Source organism: Enterobacter sp. R4-368 (genome assembly GCF_000410515.1).
Classification (GTDB): domain Bacteria; phylum Pseudomonadota; class Gammaproteobacteria; order Enterobacterales; family Enterobacteriaceae; genus Kosakonia.
This window is the reverse complement of record NC_021500.1, coordinates 3,912,378-3,930,708: the sequence shown is the minus strand read 5'-3', so window position 1 is coordinate 3,930,708 and position 18,331 is coordinate 3,912,378. Positions and strand designations below refer to the sequence as shown.

Annotated in this window: 16 protein-coding genes; 8 read left to right on the top strand and 8 right to left on the bottom strand. The window is 54.8% G+C overall.

Translation table 11 applies throughout. From position 1 onward, the window contains the following. The first annotated feature begins 58 nt into the window (after nt 1-58). The 3 genes from panB (at nt 59) to panD (ending at nt 2,234) form a co-directional block, all read left to right on the top strand. The gene (gene panB / locus H650_RS18320) at nt 59-850 is read left to right on the top strand and encodes a 3-methyl-2-oxobutanoate hydroxymethyltransferase (protein ID WP_020456585.1); all 792 of its coding nucleotides are present in this window, start codon (nt 59-61) and stop codon (nt 848-850) included. An 11-nt stretch (nt 851-861) separates the two neighbouring features. Further along, complete coding sequence (panC, locus tag H650_RS18315; protein ID WP_020456584.1) at nt 862-1,716, top strand: pantoate--beta-alanine ligase; 855 nt, start codon at nt 862-864, stop codon at nt 1,714-1,716. 137 nt (nt 1,717-1,853) lie between these two features. Further along, a complete protein-coding gene (panD, locus tag H650_RS18310; protein ID WP_020456583.1) occupies nt 1,854-2,234 on the top strand; it encodes an aspartate 1-decarboxylase in 381 nt (126 codons plus the stop codon). A gap of 4 nt (nt 2,235-2,238) precedes the next feature. Here panD and H650_RS18305 read toward each other — a convergent pair whose 3' ends face one another. From H650_RS18305 to H650_RS18295, 3 genes are all read right to left on the bottom strand, one after another. Beyond that, the gene (locus H650_RS18305) at nt 2,239-3,483 is read right to left on the bottom strand and encodes a polysaccharide deacetylase family protein (protein WP_020456582.1); all 1,245 of its coding nucleotides are present in this window, start codon (nt 3,481-3,483) and stop codon (nt 2,239-2,241) included. 135 nt (nt 3,484-3,618) lie between these two features. Next, on the bottom strand, nt 3,619-4,389 hold the full coding sequence (locus H650_RS18300; protein ID WP_017457966.1) for an ABC transporter permease: 771 nt from the start codon (nt 4,387-4,389) through the stop codon (nt 3,619-3,621). Then, a complete protein-coding gene (locus H650_RS18295; protein WP_020456581.1) occupies nt 4,386-5,312 on the bottom strand; it encodes an ABC transporter ATP-binding protein in 927 nt (308 codons plus the stop codon). Before H650_RS18295 ends, H650_RS18300 begins: the two co-directional genes overlap by 4 nt. A gap of 107 nt (nt 5,313-5,419) precedes the next feature. On the opposite strand from H650_RS18295, the gene can reads away from it, so the two are divergent. After that, nucleotides 5,420-6,082, top strand: a complete 663-nt coding sequence (gene can, locus H650_RS18290; protein ID WP_044489565.1) for a carbonate dehydratase — start codon at nt 5,420-5,422, stop codon at nt 6,080-6,082. Nucleotides 6,083-6,112: 30 nt separating this feature from the next. Here the strand turns inward: can and hpt are convergent, their stop codons facing one another. Then, entirely contained in the window at nt 6,113-6,649 is a 537-nt protein-coding gene (gene hpt / locus H650_RS18285; protein ID WP_017457963.1) for a hypoxanthine phosphoribosyltransferase, read from the bottom strand. 202 nt (nt 6,650-6,851) lie between these two features. Here hpt and H650_RS18280 point away from each other — a divergent pair, with 202 nt between their 5' ends. Continuing rightward, nucleotides 6,852-9,242 (top strand): glucose/quinate/shikimate family membrane-bound PQQ-dependent dehydrogenase, encoded by a 2,391-nt coding sequence (locus tag H650_RS18280; RefSeq protein ID WP_020456579.1) that lies wholly within the window; start codon nt 6,852-6,854, stop codon nt 9,240-9,242. Between the two features lie 112 nt (nt 9,243-9,354). Here H650_RS18280 and cueO read toward each other — a convergent pair whose 3' ends face one another. Next, complete coding sequence (gene cueO / locus H650_RS18275) at nt 9,355-11,040, bottom strand: multicopper oxidase CueO (RefSeq protein ID WP_020456578.1); 1,686 nt, start codon at nt 11,038-11,040, stop codon at nt 9,355-9,357. Nucleotides 11,041-11,184: 144 nt separating this feature from the next. On the opposite strand from cueO, the gene H650_RS18270 reads away from it, so the two are divergent. From H650_RS18270 to speD, 3 genes are all read left to right on the top strand, one after another. Continuing rightward, nucleotides 11,185-11,532, top strand: coding sequence for a YacC family pilotin-like protein (locus tag H650_RS18270; RefSeq protein WP_020456577.1), 348 nt, complete (start codon nt 11,185-11,187; stop codon nt 11,530-11,532). Nucleotides 11,533-11,618: 86 nt separating this feature from the next. Further along, complete coding sequence (gene speE, locus H650_RS18265) at nt 11,619-12,479, top strand: polyamine aminopropyltransferase (protein ID WP_020456576.1); 861 nt, start codon at nt 11,619-11,621, stop codon at nt 12,477-12,479. Between the two features lie 20 nt (nt 12,480-12,499). After that, nucleotides 12,500-13,294: an adenosylmethionine decarboxylase gene (speD, locus tag H650_RS18260; RefSeq protein WP_020456575.1), complete on the top strand. Its 795-nt coding sequence runs from the start codon at nt 12,500-12,502 to the stop codon at nt 13,292-13,294. Between the two features lie 29 nt (nt 13,295-13,323). Here speD and yacL read toward each other — a convergent pair whose 3' ends face one another. The 3 genes from yacL to H650_RS18245 form a co-directional block, all read right to left on the bottom strand. Continuing rightward, a complete protein-coding gene (yacL, locus tag H650_RS18255) occupies nt 13,324-13,686 on the bottom strand; it encodes a protein YacL (protein WP_020456574.1) in 363 nt (120 codons plus the stop codon). A gap of 197 nt (nt 13,687-13,883) precedes the next feature. Next, on the bottom strand, nt 13,884-16,481 hold the full coding sequence (gene acnB / locus H650_RS18250) for a bifunctional aconitate hydratase 2/2-methylisocitrate dehydratase (protein WP_020456573.1): 2,598 nt from the start codon (nt 16,479-16,481) through the stop codon (nt 13,884-13,886). Nucleotides 16,482-16,753: 272 nt separating this feature from the next. Next, entirely contained in the window at nt 16,754-18,187 is a 1,434-nt protein-coding gene (locus H650_RS18245; protein WP_020456572.1) for a hypothetical protein, read from the bottom strand. Nucleotides 18,188-18,331 lie beyond the last annotated feature (144 nt).

The window sequence follows — 18,331 nt, the reverse complement described above, 5'->3', positions numbered from 1 at the left end:
CCACCTGTTGGTTGCTGCTAGAATGCGCCAGAATCGCTTTCGACTATCAGGAAACGCTATGAAACCCACCACCATCTCCTGGCTGCACAAGTGCAAGCAGGAAAAGAGACGCTTCGCCACTATCACCGCATACGACTACAGCTTCGCGAAACTGTTTGCCGAAGAAGGGATTAACGTGATGCTGGTTGGTGATTCGTTAGGGATGACGGTACAAGGTCACGACTCCACCCTGCCGGTAACGGTTGCCGATATCGCTTATCACACCCAGGCTGTTCGCCGTGGCGCACCGGCCTGTCTGCTGCTCGCCGATCTGCCGTTTATGGCCTACGCCACGCCGGAGCAGGCGTTTGAAAACTCCGCCGTGGTCATGCGCGCAGGTGCCAATATGGTGAAAATCGAAGGCGGCCGCTGGCTGGCGCCGACGGTGAAAATGCTGACCGAGCGCGCCGTGCCGGTGTGCGGCCACCTGGGTTTGACGCCGCAGTCTGTTAATATTTTCGGCGGTTATAAAGTTCAGGGGCGCGGTGACGCGGCACAAGGGCTGCTTGACGATGCGCTGGCGCTGGAAGCCGCTGGCGCGCAACTGCTGGTGCTGGAGTGTATTCCGGTCGAGCTGGCGCAGCGCATCACGTCGGCGTTAACCATTCCGGTAATTGGTATTGGCGCAGGCAATGTCACCGACGGCCAGATTCTGGTGATGCATGACGCGTTCGGCATTACCGGCGGGCATATCCCGAAATTCGCGAAAAATTTCCTCAATGAAGCAGGCGACATGCGCGCAGCGGTCAGGCAGTATGTTGCCGACGTCGAATCCGGAGCCTATCCGGGTGAAGAACATAGTTTCCATTAAGGAGCCTTACTGTGTTGATTATTGAAACCCTCCCGCTGCTGCGCCAGCACATCCGCAGGCTGCATCAGGAAGGTAAGCGTATTGCGCTGGTGCCAACGATGGGCAACCTGCACGATGGCCATATGAAGCTGGTCGACGAAGCGAAAGCCCGCGCCGATGTGGTGGTTGTGAGTATTTTCGTTAACCCAATGCAGTTCGACCGCCCGGATGATTTAGTGCGCTACCCGCGCACCCTGCAGGAAGATTGCGAAAAGCTGAACAAGCGCAAAGTCGATCTTGTTTTCGCCCCCGCACCAGCAGATATCTACCCGCAGGGCACCGACACACAAACGTATGTTGATGTGCCGGGTATCTCCACCATGCTGGAAGGCGCAAGCCGTCCTGGCCATTTCCGTGGCGTGTCGACTATCGTCAGTAAGCTGTTCAACCTGGTACAACCGGATATCGCCTGTTTTGGCGAGAAGGATTACCAACAGTTGCAGTTGATCCGCAAAATGGTGGCCGACATGGGCTACGACATTGAGATTGTCGGCGTGCCGACCGTGCGCGCAAAAGATGGCCTCGCGCTGAGTTCGCGTAATGGCTATCTCACCGCCGAACAGCGCAAAATTGCCCCGGCTCTCAGCAAAGTGATGAATTCGATTGCCGATAAACTGCTGGCAGGCGAGCGCAATGAAGAAGAACTGATTGCCATTGCCGGGCAGGAGATCAACGACGCGGGTCTGAGCGCCGATGATATTCAGATCCGCGATGCAGATACGCTGCTGGCGCTGTCTGAGGACAGTAAACGCGCGGTGATTTTGATGGCGGCATGGCTTGGTCAGGCGCGGCTTATCGACAACAAAGTCGTTGAGTTAGCCCGCTAGACAGGGCGAAAAAATCGGGCAATACTCCACTCCTGGCTTGCCCTTACGCCCGTCAGGACGTGGCGCGAGCACACGAGGGATTCGCAGGGAGCCGCCCTCCATTTTCAGGTTAATTATCAGTAATGAAGGTTTAACTTATGATTCGCACGATGCTGCAAGGCAAGCTCCACCGCGTCAAAGTGACGCAGGCCGACCTGCACTACGAAGGTTCCTGCGCGATTGACCAGGATTTCCTTGAGGCGGCCGGTATTCTGGAATACGAAGCCATCGATATTTATAACGTGACCAACGGCAAACGCTTTTCTACCTACGCGATTGCCGGCGAGCGCGGCTCACGCATTATCTCGGTTAACGGCGCGGCAGCGCACTGTGCGGACGTCGGCGATATCCTGATTATCGCCAGCTACGTCACCGTGCCGGATGAAGTTGCCCGTAGCTGGCAGCCGAAAGTGGCCTATTTTGATGGCGACAACGAGATGAAACGCACCGCGAAAGCCGTGCCGGTTCAGGTTGCCTGATGCCCTACCCCTGCGGCTGATTACTGATCAGCCGCGACATTGTCTCCAGCGAATCCGTTCTCAGCACGTACAACCTTTTCAGTAAAAACGGGTTATCTCCCGGTTTCACCTTGCCACGCACCGTGGTCACCGCCAGATGAAAACCGGCGTCATTCGCCGCTTTCACCGCTTTGTCGTCATACGCGCCAAAGGGATAGGCAAGGTAAAGCACATGCGGGTTGAACTGCGCCAGTGCGCGGCGCGAGCGTTTAAAATCGAACAGAATATTGTGATAGTTGCGGCTGAGCAAAATCGGGTGCATGGCATCATCAACCCGGTGCAGGAAATGGGTATGTGACTGCACATCGAACACATCCTGAATCTGATTCAGCTCCGACACGCTCATAAACTGCAGGAATTTCGGATCCCACGGCTGCGGCTTGAGCTTAATACGTGACGAAATGATAAACGCTGTCGCTTTAAAACCGTACTCGCGCAGGATCGGATAAGCGTAACGGCTGACCGACTTCAGCCCATCATCAAAGGTGATCACCACCGAACGCGCGGGCAAATTCATGCGGTTACGTACATAACCTTCCAACTGGTACATCGACAACGTGGTGTAACCCTGATCGCGCAGCCAGGTCATCTGGTTGGTAAAAGCACGCACCGAGGTGGTGGTCGAGGTGTGGCGAAAGCGGGTATTTTCTTCATCGCGCAAGATGTGATGATAAGTCAGCACCGGAATGCCGCTATCTTCTTGCGCATCCAGGCTGCTGATCCACGCCAGCCTGTTGCCGATGCGGATCTGAAACCAGGTCTGGTTCAGGCGGTCTTTTAGCTTATCGATTATCGGGTAACGCAGGTTTTCCGCCAGCGTGCCAACCTGTTTACTGGTGATATCCGGCGACGTGTAGAGCGGCGTATCCTGCCAGGTGATCAGATTTTGATTACTGAGCGGCTTATTCAGATCGCCCAGCGTATCTTCTACCCGCTCATTACCTGACACCGTGCCAAGATGGCCTCTGTCGATAAACCCGCTGCCGAAACCAAAGCGAAACGCGTAATAATCTTCCGCCCCCGGTACCACCGCCAGGATCTGACCGGCGCGAATATTACCGACGGTAACGACTCGGTCCCCCACCTGCGCCCAGATATTGGCATCTTCGGTGGTTTGCATATAGCGCGCGGGAATGCGTTGTTCACTGACAATACTGGCAGATGCGTTCAAGGCAACCAGCAACAGTAAAAGGGTAATCAAACGAGACATGAGACGGACCGAATAGAAAAACTGCACCTATTGTAGCAACAGAACGGGAGAAACCAACGGCAATGAGCAGGCTAAAAAACAGCCTAATCCTCAGGATTGGCTCTCTTCCAGAGAAGAGAGCCGTTGCAAACGGGATCAGCTACGCAGCCCGCGTCCGCGGTTAATCAGATACCAGCACAGCAGGTAAAAGACGATGATAAACACCACTAAAACCCCCACGGTGGTAAACAGCGGCACATCGGAAATGCCGAGGAAACCAAAGCGGAAGCCGCTAATCATGTACACGATCGGGTTGAGGTGCGACAGCGCCTGCCAGAATGGCGGCAGCAGCGTCAGGGAGTAAAACACCCCGCCCAGATACGTCAGCGGCGTCAACACAAAGGTCGGGATCAGGCTGATATCATCAAAGGTTTTGGCAAATACCGCATTCAACAGCCCGGCCAGTGAAAACAGCACCGCCGTCAGCAGCAGCGTCAGACCAACAAACAGCCATGAATGTACCTGAAACGGCACGAAAAACAGCGAAACCGCCGTGACCAGGATGCCCACACACAGCCCGCGCGCCACACCGCCGCCAACATATCCGGCGATAATGACATGCGTCGGCACCGGTGCCACCAGCAGCTCCTCGATATTGCGCTGGAACTTGGCGCTAAAGAATGACGACGCCACGTTGGCATACGCGTTGGTGATCACCGCCATCATGATTAAGCCCGGCACGATAAACTGCATGTAGGTAAAGCCGTGCATTTCACCGATACGCGAACCGATCAGGTTGCCGAAAATAATAAAGTAGAGCGTCATGGTGATCACCGGCGGCACCAGTGTTTGCACCCAAATGCGCATAAAACGCTGGATCTCTTTGTACCAGATACTCTTCAGCGCCACCCAGAACAGCTGCATCATGCGCTTTCTCCTTTTCTGTCATGAACCAGCGTGACAAACAGCTCTTCGAGACGGTTGGCTTTGTTACGCATACTCAATACCTGCACACCCTGCGCGCTAAGCTGGCTGAACACGCTGTTCACGCCCTGCTCACGCAGCACTTCCACCTCAAGCGTGGACGTATCCACCAGCCGGTATTGATACCCTTCCAGCTTCGGCAGCGGGCTTTTCGGCGCTAAATCGAGAATAAAAGTTTCCGATTTCAGCTTCGACAGCAGCGCTTTCATCGAGGTGTTTTCAATCAGATCGCCACGCTGAATGATGCCGATGTTGCGACACAGCATCTCGGCTTCTTCCAGGTAGTGCGTCGTCAGAATAATGGTGGTGCCTTTGTCATTGAGATCTTTCAAAAAGCCCCACATTGAGCGGCGCAGTTCGATATCGACACCCGCGGTTGGCTCGTCGAGGATCAGTAGTTTTGGCTCGTGCATCAGCGCGCGGGCAATCATCAGACGGCGCTTCATACCACCGGAAAGCATCCGCGCACGTTCGTTGCGTTTTTCCCACAGATCAAGCTGAGTCAGGTATTTTTCGCTACGTACGAGGGCTTCTTTACGATCGACGCCGTAGTAACCTGCCTGGTTAACGACTATCTGTTGCACGGTTTCAAACGGGTTAAAGTTGAACTCCTGCGGCACCAGCCCCAGTTGGCGCTTCGCGTTCACCACGTCTTTTTCGAGGTCGTAACCAAAGACGCTAACGCGCCCGGAAGATTTATTTACCAGCGAGCTGATAATGCCAATGGTGGTGGATTTGCCGGCACCATTTGGTCCGAGAAGCGCGTAGAAATCGCCCGCTTCTACTTGTAAATCAATGCCGCGCAGCGCCTGAACGCCGCCCGGATAGGTTTTTTTAAGCTGCTCAAGCTCCAGTGCAATGGTCATGAATTATCACTTACCTGTTTTCTCACACTCGATGTGTGGTTTAAAAAGACGGAGAGTTCACCTATATTAGCGCAACGCACTTATCTGGTTACAGGTCGTTAACCTCCATGAAAGACATAGATACACTCATCAGCAACAATGCACTATGGTCAAAAATGCTGGTGGAAGAAGATCCTGGATTTTTCGAAACACTGGCGCAAGCACAGAAGCCGCGCTTTCTCTGGATTGGATGCTCCGACTCACGCGTACCCGCAGAACGTCTTACCGGGCTCGAACCGGGTGAACTGTTTGTACACCGTAATGTTGCAAACCTGGTTATCCATACCGATCTGAACTGCCTCTCCGTAGTGCAGTACGCGGTGGATGTGCTGGAAGTTGAGCACATTATCATCTGCGGTCACTACGGTTGCGGCGGCGTGCAAGCGGCGGTTGAAAACCCGGAACTGGGCCTAATCAACAACTGGCTGCTGCACATTCGCGATATCTGGTTTAAACATAGCTCGCTGCTGGGCGAAATGCCGCCGGAGCGTCGTCTCGACACGCTGTGCGAGCTGAACGTGATGGAACAGGTCTACAACCTGGGCCATTCAACCATCATGCAATCCGCGTGGAAACGTGGCCAGAAAGTGACCATTCACGGCTGGGCCTACGGCATTCACGATGGTCTGCTGCGCGATCTGGACGTCACCGCCACTAACCGCGAGTCGCTGGAACAGCGCTATCGCCAGGGCGTGTCAAACCTGAGTCAGAAACACAGCAACCACAAATAACAATCGGGGCCATTATTGGCCCCGTTTTTTTTACTCGTCCAGCATTACCACTTTGCCGACATACGGCAAATGGCGATAACGCTGCGCGTAATCAATACCGTAACCCACCACAAACTCGTCCGGGATAGCAAAACCGACGAATTCGACCGGCACATCCACTTCACGACGCGACGGTTTATCCAGCAGGGTACAAATCGCCAGCGATTTTGGCTCGCGCAGGCGCAGGATCTCGCGCACTTTCGACAGCGTGTTACCCGAATCGATAATGTCTTCCACGATCAGCACATCTTTGCCACGAATATCTTCGTCGAGATCTTTGAGGATTTTCACATCGCGGGTGGTGGACATGCCGCTGCCGTAGCTGGAGGCGGTCATAAAGTCGACTTCGTGCGACACCTGCACTTCACGGCACAGGTCAGCCATAAACATAAACGAGCCGCGCAGCAACCCAACCAGCACCATTTCGCTGCCGCTATCTTTATAACGCTCAGTGATTTGACGACCCAGCTCAGCGATACGCGCTTTGATCTCCGCTTCCGGGATCATCACTTCAACAGTGTGTTTCATTTTACTAACCATATGATTTAGAGAGTAAATCACTCAATACCGGTGCTTAAACCAGTGATTGAAACGCAAGGTGCGCAGTATACCAGCAAAAAGATTGTTGCGGGTTATTCCGCTACAAAGCTCATTTTGTGATGACGGTCACACTTGTTAACTCCTATAATTACTTGCTATCAAAATATTAACAAATCAACGGATGTGTTTTATGGCGGAAACAAAAACTCAACGGTCGCGGCTGCTTGTCACGCTGACGACGCTCTTTGCAGCCTTCTGCGGGCTGTATCTTTTAATCGGTGGGGTCTGGCTCGTCAGCATTGGCGGTTCCTGGTACTACCCCATCGCCGGTCTGGTCATGCTCGGCGTGACATGGCTGTTGTGGAAAGGGAAGCGCGCCGCGCTGTGGCTGTATGCCGCCCTGTTGCTGGCAACCATGATTTGGGGCGTGTGGGAAGTCGGTTTCGACTTCTGGGCGCTGACGCCGCGTAGCGATATCCTCGTCTTCTTCGGCATCTGGCTGATTCTGCCGTTCGTCTGGCGGCGGTTGATTGTGCCTTCCAGCGGTGCGGTAGCCGCGCTGGTGGTGGCACTGTTAATTAGCGGTGGCATTCTCACCTGGGCGGGTTTTAACGATCCGCAAGAAGTTCACGGCACCCTGAGCGCCGATGCCACACCGGCAGCGCCGATTTCACAGGTGGCCGATGGCGACTGGCCAGCCTATGGGCGTAACCAGGAAGGCCAGCGCTACTCTCCGCTGAAACAGATCAATGCCGATAACGTGAAAAACCTGAAGGAAGCCTGGGTGTTCCGCACCGGCGACCTGAAAATGCCAAACGATCCCGGTGAAATAACCAACGAAGTGACGCCAATTAAAGTGGGCGACACGCTGTTCTTGTGTACCGCGCACCAGCGTTTGTTTGCGATTGATGCCGCCACCGGCAAAGAGAAGTGGCATTTCGATCCGCAGCTGAACACCAATACTTCGTTCCAGCATGTGACCTGCCGCGGTGTTTCGTATCATGAAGCGCGCGCCGATAAGGCCAGCCCGGATGTCGTTGCTGACTGCCCGCGCCGCATTATTCTGCCGGTGAACGATGGTCGTCTGTTTGCGCTGAATGCGGATAACGGCAAGCTGTGTGAAACCTTTGCCAACAAAGGGATCCTGAATCTGCAGACCAATATGCCGGATACCACGCCGGGTCTGTATGAGCCGACGTCTCCGCCGATCATCACCGATAAAACCATCGTGATTGCCGGTTCGGTAACGGATAACTTCTCCACCCGTGAAACCTCTGGCGTTATCCGTGGTTTCGACGTGAACACCGGTAAACTGCTGTGGGCCTTCGATCCGGGCGCGAAAGATCCGAACGCGATCCCGTCGGATGAACACACCTTCACCTTTAACTCGCCGAACTCGTGGGCGCCTGCGGCTTATGACGCGAAACTGGATTTAGTCTATCTGCCGATGGGCGTCACCACCCCGGATATCTGGGGCGGCAACCGCACACCGGAGCAGGAACGCTACGCCAGCTCGATCGTCGCGCTGAACGCCACCACCGGTAAGCTCGCCTGGAGCTATCAGACCGTACACCACGATCTGTGGGATATGGATATGCCATCCCAGCCGACGCTGGCGGACATTACCGTGAACGGCAAAACCGTACCGGTTATTTATGCGCCGGCGAAAACCGGTAACATTTTCGTCCTCGATCGTACCAACGGTAAGCTGGTGGTTCCGGCACCGGAAAAACCGGTTCCGCAAGGCGCGGCAAAAGGCGATTACGTAGCCAAAACCCAGCCCTTCTCCGAGCTGAGTTTCCGCCCGACGAAAAACCTGAGCGGCGCGGATATGTGGGGCGCCACCATGTTCGACCAACTGGTGTGCCGCGTAATGTTCCACCAGATGCGCTATGAAGGTATCTTCACGCCGCCATCTGAGCAGGGCACGCTGGTATTCCCGGGCAACCTGGGGATGTTCGAATGGGGCGGTATCTCCGTTGATCCAAACCGTCAGGTGGCGATTGCCAACCCAATGGCGCTGCCGTTTGTGTCAAAACTGATCCCGCGCGGTCCAGGCAACCCGATGGAGCCGCCGAAAGATGCGAAAGGTACCGGTTCGGAATCCGGTATTCAGCCGCAGTATGGCGTGCCGTTTGGCGTGACGCTGAACCCGTTCCTCTCGCCGTTCGGCCTGCCTTGTAAACAACCGGCCTGGGGCTACATTTCCGCACTGGATCTGAAAACCAACCAGGTGGTATGGAAAAAACGTATTGGTACACCGCAAGACAGCATGCCGTTCCCGATGCCGGTTCCGGTGCCGTTCAATATGGGGATGCCGATGCTCGGCGGCCCAATTTCCACCGCCGGTAATGTGCTGTTTATCGCCGCGACCGCAGATAACTACCTGCGCGCTTATAACATGAGCAACGGTGAGAAACTGTGGCAAGGCCGTTTGCCGGCTGGTGGCCAGGCGACACCGATGACTTATGAGGTTAATGGCAAGCAGTACGTGGTCATTTCCGCAGGCGGTCACGGTTCGTTCGGTACCAAAATGGGCGATTACATTGTCGCTTATGCGCTGCCGGATGACGCGAAGTAATCTCTCTTCTCCCTGACCGGAAGTCGTTATAAAAAATCCCCTCTGCCATCTGGCATGAGGGGATTTTCTTTTTTGCAGTCGCCTGCCGCCGGAGAAAGCGGAAAGTGAAGCGCTAAACCGTAAAGCCTAACATCATCCCGGTATCTTCATGCTCCAGCAGATGGCAGTGCGCCATATAGGCAAATTCTTTCGGCGCATCATGCTGGAAACGGACTAACACTTCGCTGCGCGCGCCATACACTTCAACCGTATCTTTCCAGCCTGCGCGATGCGCCGCTGGCGGTTTGCCATTTTCCGACAGAATACGGAACTGCGTGCCGTGAATATGGAACGGGTGCAACATCATGTCGCCCTCGCCGGAGATCACCCAGCGCTCATATTGCCCTTTCCGCGCGGCAAATTGTGGTTTCGCCATATCAAAGGCTTTGCCGTTGATGCGGTTGGCGTTATGGAAATCAAAACCGTTGCCGCCGTGGTTCATCTGGCCGCTACCCATTTGCATGTTACCCATTTGACTATGGTCCATCTGACCATTATCCATTTGCATCTTGCCCATCTGGCTATGGCCCATCTGACCATTATCCATTTGCATATTGCCCATCTGGCTATGGTTCATCTGGCCATGACCCATTTGCATATTACCCATCTGCCCGTGGCCCATCATCCCGGCCATCGCGCTATCGCCATACTTCTGCTGTAGCGCCTGCATACCCATCATGTCGAGCATCGGATCCATCGACAGTTGCAAGGTGCGCTGCGTTAATCCTTCAAGCGCGGGTAAACCCGGCAGTGTCGCCAGCGTATCCGGTAACGTGCCGGAAGCGGTCACCTGTAATGGCTGGATGCGCAGCACCGGTTGCGGCTGGTCAAACGGCGCAACGGTCATTCCCATCTGCTGAACCGGTAAGGTCAGCAGATCAAATGGCTTACCATTGCTGGTATCGACCAATACTTCAAAGCGCTCGCCCATCAGCACCGGTAACTCGCTCACTTTCACCGGCTCCCCAAGCAAACCACCGTCGCTTGCTACCACATACAACGGGCGTTGATCGCTGGTGGCAAACTTCAGTGAACGCGCATTGCAGCCGTTCAACAATCGCAAGCGCAGCCAGCCGCGCGGGGCGGAATGTTGCGGGTAAATGGCACCGTTGGTGAGCAGCGTATCGCCAAACCAGCCAACGGCTGCGCTCATCACATCCAGTTGGTAATCAATCTGGCCGTTGGCGGCGAATTTTTTGTCCTGCACAATGACCGGTACATCATCAATGCCCCACTGTTGCGGCAGGCGCAACTTACGGCTGTTTTCATCCTCAATCAGCACCAGCCCTGCTAACCCCATCGCCACTTGTCGACCGGTTTTGCCGTGTTGATGCGGGTGGAACCAACATGTCGCCGCCTGCTGTGTCGGGGTAAAGGTCACGGTTCGGCTACCACCGGGTTTAATAATGCCTTGCGGCCCGCCATCGACTTCGCCCGGCACCTCAACGCCGTGCCAGTGCACGGTGGTCTCTTCGGCCAGCGTATTGCGGATCTCAACGGTGACCTCACGCCCCTGACGGAGCTGAAGCGCCGGGCCTAACAGCGCACCGTTGTATCCCCAGGTAGCGGCGCGTTTATTGCCAAACAGGGTTTCACCTGCCTGCACCGTTAACGCAATACGGTTTTGCGCGTCGGCGGCGAGTAACGGTGGTACAGGCAATGCGGGGCGCTCAGCGGCGAACAGCGAACGGCTCCATAACGGCAGCGCGCTCATCACCCCCAGCGCAGCGGAATATTTCAAGAAATCTCGGCGTTGCATGGGCATTTCCTTATCGATTGCAGGTCATCTTTTGAGCTTAAACCCTCCCCCTGCCGGAAGGTCAAGAAAAGAGACAATAATAAATATCGTCGCCATATCCGGACTGTGCTAACGTTTAAATTCCGTTACGCCGTGGTAGAAATAATGAAGACGTTTTTCAGAACAATTGTCCTGGGCAGCTTGCTGGCTGTCTCCGCCAACAGTTATGCACTGAGTGAATCCGAAGCTGAAGACATGGCCGATCTCACGGCAGTGTTTGTATTTTTGAAAAACGACTGCGGTTATAACAACTTACCGAATGGGCAGATCCGCCGCGCACTGGTTTTTTTCGCCCAGCAAAACCAGTGGGATCTCAGCAACTATGACACGTGGGACATGAAATCGCTTGGTGAAGAGAGTTACCGCGATCTGAGCGGTATTGGCATTCCGACCGCGAAAAAATGTAAAGCCCTCGCCCGCGACTCCCTGAGCCTGCTTGCCTACGTCAAATAACGGTGAACTTTTGACCGTGCATCGCTAATCAGAGTTAGCTATGATGTTGCGCCCGTTTTTAGCGGGTGTTAACAGAGGAGCTACCGATGGCCGATAACAACGTATGGCAAGAGACGCTGCACGACCATTTTGGTCAATACTTTGCCGTTGATAAGGTGCTGTATCACGAAAAGACCGATCATCAGGATCTGATTATTTTCGAGAACGCCGCTTTTGGCCGCGTTATGGCGCTGGATGGCGTGGTACAAACCACCGAACGTGACGAATTTATCTATCACGAAATGATGACCCATGTTCCGCTGCTGGCACACGGCCACGCGAAACACGTGCTGATCATCGGCGGCGGCGACGGCGCGATGCTGCGCGAAGTCAGCCGCCATAAAAATATTGAAACCATCACCATGGTAGAAATCGACGCTGGCGTCGTCTCTTTCTGCCGCCAGTATCTGCCAAAGCACAATGCAGGCGCCTATGACGATCCGCGTTTTACGCTGGTGATCGACGACGGCGTGAATTTTGTTACTCACACTGACCAGACGTTTGACGTGATTATCTCGGACTGTACCGATCCTATCGGGCCAGGCGAGAGCTTGTTTACCTCTGCGTTTTATGAAGGCTGCAAACGCTGCCTGACCCCTGGCGGGATCTTCGTCGCGCAGAACGGCGTCAGCTTCTTACAGCAAGATGAGGCGGTCGACAGCTACCGCAAGCTCGGCCACTATTTCAGCGATGTCGGCTTCTATCAGGCGGCGGTGCCAACCTATTACGGCGGCATTATGACGTTCGCCTGGGCCACGGATAACGAGGCACTGCGCCATCTCTCCACCGAGATTATTGCCGCTCGTTTCCGCAACGCCAATCTCACCTGCCGCTACTACAACCCGGCGATTCATACGGCAGCCTTTGCCCTGCCGCAATATTTACATGATGCACTGGCTGCACAGTAACACTAAGGGGGTGATAAAAATTGAAAAAGCTTAAACTACATGGCTTTAACAACCTGACCAAAAGCCTGAGTTTTTGTATCTACGACATTTGCTACGCCAAAACCGCAGAAGAGCGTGATGGCTATATTGCCTATATCGATGAACTCTACAACGCCAACCGTTTGACGGAGATCCTCACGGAAACCTGTAACATCATTGGCGCCAACATTCTGAACATTGCCCGCCAGGATTACGAGCCGCAGGGCGCGAGCGTAACCATTCTGGTCAGTGAAGAGCCTGTCGACCCGCAGCTTATCGACAAAACCGAGCACCCGGGCCCGCTGCCGGAAGCCGTCGTCGCGCATCTGGATAAAAGCCATATCTGCGTACACACCTATCCGGAAAGCCATCCGGAAGGTGGTTTGTGCACCTTCCGCGCGGATATTGAAGTCTCAACCTGCGGCGTGATTTCACCGCTGAAAGCGCTGAATTACCTGATCCACCAGCTCGAATCCGATATCGTCACCGTCGACTACCGCGTGCGCGGCTTTACCCGCGATATCAACGGCATGAAACACTTTATCGATCATGAGATTAATTCGATTCAGAACTTTATGTCGGATGATATGAAATCGCTGTATGACATGGTGGACGTCAACGTGTATCAGGAAAATATCTTCCATACCAAGATGTTGCTTAAAGAGTTCGACCTTAAGCACTACATGTTTCATACCAGACCGGAAGATTTGACGCCGCAAGAACGTAAAGAGATCACCGAAGCGCTGTGGAAAGAGATGCGCGAGATCTACTACGGCCGCAACATTCCGGCCGTGTAACGCACCAGGGGCGCAAGGACGCGCCCTGATTAACGCTGCTGGAGGAACTGCCGGTAAGCCGCCACCACCTGAAGAAAATCCTCAACGCCACACAGCGAAAGGCTCTCTTCGTCGTAGTAACTCATTCCCTCTTCCATTTCATCGCCGGAAAATTCCAGCTGGTTCGCGCGGATCATCACCTCTTCGCCATCCAGCCACAGCGTGTATTCATGGCCCGCGCGTTGCCAGGTACGTTCGCTGCCTTTCACCGTTTTCGCCGCCTGCTCCACTTCATCAAGCAGCGCCAGGTTCTCTTTCACTTCTTCATTGAACCAGTGCCCCACCACTTCGTGGCCCATCGACATGCGCACCTTTACCACTCCGGTGATATCACGCAAAAATTCGTAATCCATAATCGCTTCCTCATGCAGGCCAGATAGCCGCCTATGCTGTAATTATCGCAGCACAATACAAGAAAAAAAGCGCAGCGGCCGGAAGCGAGGAAAAATAACCGCTCAGGCGTGGAGAAAATAAGCGCGGCAGGCTTTTTAGCGACGGGAATAACAACAGGCGGGCAAAAAAAAGCCACCCCGCAGGGTGGCCTTCGTTATCAGACGGCAGTCTGGAAAATCACGCCGTCCGCTTTTTCGGTGTACTGGTTCAACTGGTCAAAGTTGAGGTAACGGTAAGTATCGACAGCGGTTTTATCCACCTGCGCCATAAAGTTGAGATACTCTTCCGGCGTTGGCAGTTTACCGATCAGCGCCGAAACCGCCGCCAGCTCCGCAGAAGCCAGGTAGACGTTCGCACCGGTACCTAAACGGTTCGGGAAGTTACGGGTTGAGGTGGACACCACCGTCGCGCCGTCTGCAACACGCGCCTGGTTACCCATGCACAGGGAGCAACCCGGGATCTCAATACGCGCCCCGCTCTTACCAAACACGCTGTAGTAACCCTCTTCGGTTAACTGCGCAGCGTCCATACGGGTCGGCGGCGCTACCCACAAGCGGGTCGGCAACTGGCCTTTATGGCTATCCAGCAGTTTACCGGCAGCGCGGAAATGACCGATGTTAGTCATGCAGGAACCGATGAACACTTCGTCGATGCTTGCGCCCTGAACGTCAGAGAGCAGACGCGCATCGTCCGGATCGTTCGGTGCACAGAGGATCGGCTCTTTGATTTCCGCCAGATCGATCTCGATCACCGCCGCGTATTCCGCGTCGGCATCCGCTTCCAGCAGTTGCGGATCGGCCAGCCATTTCTCCATGCCCTGGATGCGGCGCTCCAGCGTACGGCGGTCGCCGTAGCCTTCGGCAATCATCCACTTCAGCAGCACGATGTTGGAGTTCAGATACTCAATAATCGGCTCTTTGTTCAGCTTAATGGTACAACCAGCAGCGGAACGCTCAGCAGAAGCATCGGTCAGCTCAAACGCCTGCTCGACTTTCAGATCCGGCAGACCTTCGATCTCCAGAATGCGGCCGGAGAAGATGTTTTTCTTACCTTTCTTCTCAACGGTCAGCAGACCCTGTTTGATCGCGTACAGCGGGATCGCATGCACCAGATCGCGCAGTGTAATACCCGGCTGCATTTTGCCTTTAAAGCGCACCAGCACTGATTCCGGCATATCCAGCGGCATCACGCCGGTCGCAGCGGCAAACGCCACCAGACCTGAACCCGCCGGGAAGGAGATACCAATCGGGAAACGGGTATGCGAATCGCCACCGGTACCAACCGTATCCGGCAACAGCATACGGTTCAGCCACGAGTGGATAACGCCGTCGCCCGGACGCAGAGAAACACCGCCACGGTTCATAATGAAGTCCGGCAGCGTGTGGTGCGTGGTCACGTCAACCGGCTTCGGATACGCCGCCGTGTGACAGAAGGACTGCATCACCAGGTCAGAAGAGAAGCCCAGGCACGCCAGGTCTTTCAGCTCATCACGCGTCATCGGCCCGGTGGTGTCCTGAGAACCCACAGAGGTCATTTTCGGTTCGCAGTAAGCGCCAGGGCGGACACCGGCCACACCGCAGGCACGGCCAACCATTTTTTGCGCCAGCGAATAACCACGGTTGCTTTCCGCCACGTCTTTCGCCTGACGGAAAACGTCGCTGTGCGGCAGGCCCAGCGCTTCACGCGCTTTGGTGGTCAAGCCACGACCGATAATCAGCGGAATACGGCCACCGGCGCGCACTTCGTCAATCAGCACTTCGGTTTTCAGCTCAAAGCTCGCCAGCAGTTCGCCGGTTTCGTGATTACGGACTTCGCCTTTGAACGGGTAAACGTCAATGACGTCGCCCATGTTCAGGCTGTTAACATCCACTTCGATCGGCAGCGCGCCGGCATCTTCCATGGTGTTAAAGAAAATTGGCGCGATTTTGCCGCCGAGCACCAGGCCGCCGCCGCGTTTGTTCGGCACAAACGGAATGTCGTCGCCCATAAACCACAGCACCGAGTTGGTGGCGGATTTACGCGAAGAACCGGTGCCCACAACGTCGCCCACATAGGCCAGTGGGAAGCCCTTTTTCGCCAATGCTTCAATTTGCTTGATCGGGCCAACGCTACCCGGCTGATCCGGCTCAATGCCTTCACGGGCGTTTTTCAGCATCGCCAGCGCGTGCAGCGGGATATCCGGGCGCGACCAGGCATCCGGTGCCGGGGAGAGATCATCGGTGTTGGTTTCGCCCGTGACTTTGAACACGGTAACAGTGATTTTCTCGGCCAGCGCCGGGCGGCTCAGGAACCATTCGGCATCGGCCCAGGACTGCATCACCTGTTTGGCGTACACGTTGCCCGCTTTCGCTTTCTCTTCCACATCGTAGAAGTTATCGAACATCAGCAGCGTGTGGGACAGGGCTTTGGCGGCGATCGGCGCGAGCTTTTCGTTGTCCAGCGCGTCAATCAGCGGATGAATGTTATAGCCGCCCTGCATGGTGCCCAGCAGTTCGATCGCTTTTTCAGGGGTAACCAGTGGGGAGGTGGCATCGCCTTTGGCGATAGCGGCAAGGAAACCCGCTTTTACATAGGCAGCTTCATCAACGCCTGGTGGGACACGGTTAGCCAGCAGGTCAATCAGAAATTCTTCTTCGCCAGCAGGCGGGTTCTTCAGCAGCTCGACAAGCCCTGCCATTTGGGTTGCATCTAATGGTTTTGGCGCAATCCCCTCAGCGGCACGTTCAGCTACGTGCTTACGGTATTCTTCTAGCACGACGGTTCTCCTCGCTCTCATTGTCATAATGCGGCAGGCGTTTCTCTTCACGCTCCTGTGAGACAGCAGTTTGTAGGGTAAATCCGCGAACCGCGTCGGGCAGCATAGCAGGATTTTCAGGGGGTGTTAATCTGTTTACAAAAAAGCAACATTAAATACTTGCTGAATCGTTAAGGACGGAATAAAGCAGGCGGGAGAAGGTTTTAACGACAGAGAATCCTCGCCCACTGGAATGAAAAACGGCCCCGCAGGGCCGTTTGGTTACATAGCTGTTACGCCGAACCTAACAACGAACGCACATTACTGTTGGCATACTTTTCCGGGGTGACGGTTTGATCCACCAGCTTACCCAGTACGTATTTTTGCACCGTTGAGCGGTTGTTCACCTGCTCGTTATGACCGACGCTTGCCAGTTGCCCGCGACCGTTATAGTTGAGCGTGGTGGTGTTCTCTTCATCGTTTTCCACCAGATGGTAGAAGTAGTTTTGCGACGACTTCATTTTGTTCAGCGCCAGCGGAATCGACGGGTCGATAGCCTCATGCCAGGCGGCGCTCAGATGGCTGCGTGCCGTCTGCTTCACGGTTTTTGAGCCGTCATCACGTGTCTGCTCTTCGGAAGACTGCGAGGCGGTATAAGCGAAGCGATCTTTCTCTTCTTCATGCAACGGATTAGGTGATTTCTCGGTTTGCACGAGCGACAGCGAAAAATCATTCAGCCCGCTTAATTGCGAAACGCCACTCGTATCAAGGGTGAGGTTTTGGCCTGTGGTGACTTTGGCGCTTTCCGCATCGCGAGTGGTGTTCAGCGCGCGGAATACAGATTTCATCGCTTCCATCTGGCCACGATCGCCATTTCCGGCAATACGCGCTTTATCGAATTTATCGTCATACGCCTTCAGCGCCAGCTGCTGTTGGCCGTAGCTGCCGGAGAGCGCAGGTTTGGACATATCGCTGCTCATCTTCAGCGAATAGTCGCCATCCTGGTAGGCAACAGAGCGCGCTTTGTCATCGGCATGGAAATTAAGCGACTGCAGCGAATCATCGCCATTGCGTATATCGGTTTTCAGATCGACAGATTTCAAGCGGTTGCTGTCAAAGTTGGTTAAACCGGAGATATCCAGTTTCGGCGGTTGCTGCCCCAGTCCGCTGAGCGCTTTGCTTAACGCACTGCCGAGGTTCGCCACTGCCGCCGCATCATCATCATTTAGCGCCTCGCCCTCCGTTTTCACCTCAACCGCGATGCCGTTGTCCTGCTGGGTCATCGTCAGGTGAACAGTCGAGCCGGATTGGGTGGCGATACTGAGCGTCACCGCTGATTTGTTCGCACCGGCGCTGGCCCCCATATCTGTGCTCACCCCGGTCAGTGCCTGGGTGAAATCGCCACGGTTCTCCTTCAGATTGCCAAGCAGCGCGCTGCCAAGGCCTGCCATCGAGGAAACCGAAGCACTGCCCAGTGCCGATTGCATCAGCCCCTCAATAATGGGGTTGGACTGCTGTGCAACACCGGTGCTCATTTTTTTCGGTGACAGGCTATAAACCGCCGAAATTTCTGAAGTCTGGCTACCGAACATCACTTTCGCCGAGGTGTTATTGTTAGCGACGGCGTTATTACTGCTGGCGGCTCGTACAGCAGCGCCAACCTGTGTTGTCGCGTTCACGCGCGTAACAGAAGGCAGCTGTAAGGCAAAACTAAGTCCGCGGATCATGACGATGAAACTCCCTCTCTCACCGATAGTGGTAGTCATCTACCATCGGCAGTTTTTGCACAATCTTTATACTTTGCGGATGAAAACCCTGAATTCATCACGAAACACAATAAAAAAAGCGAGCCAGTTCCCTGACTCGCCTAT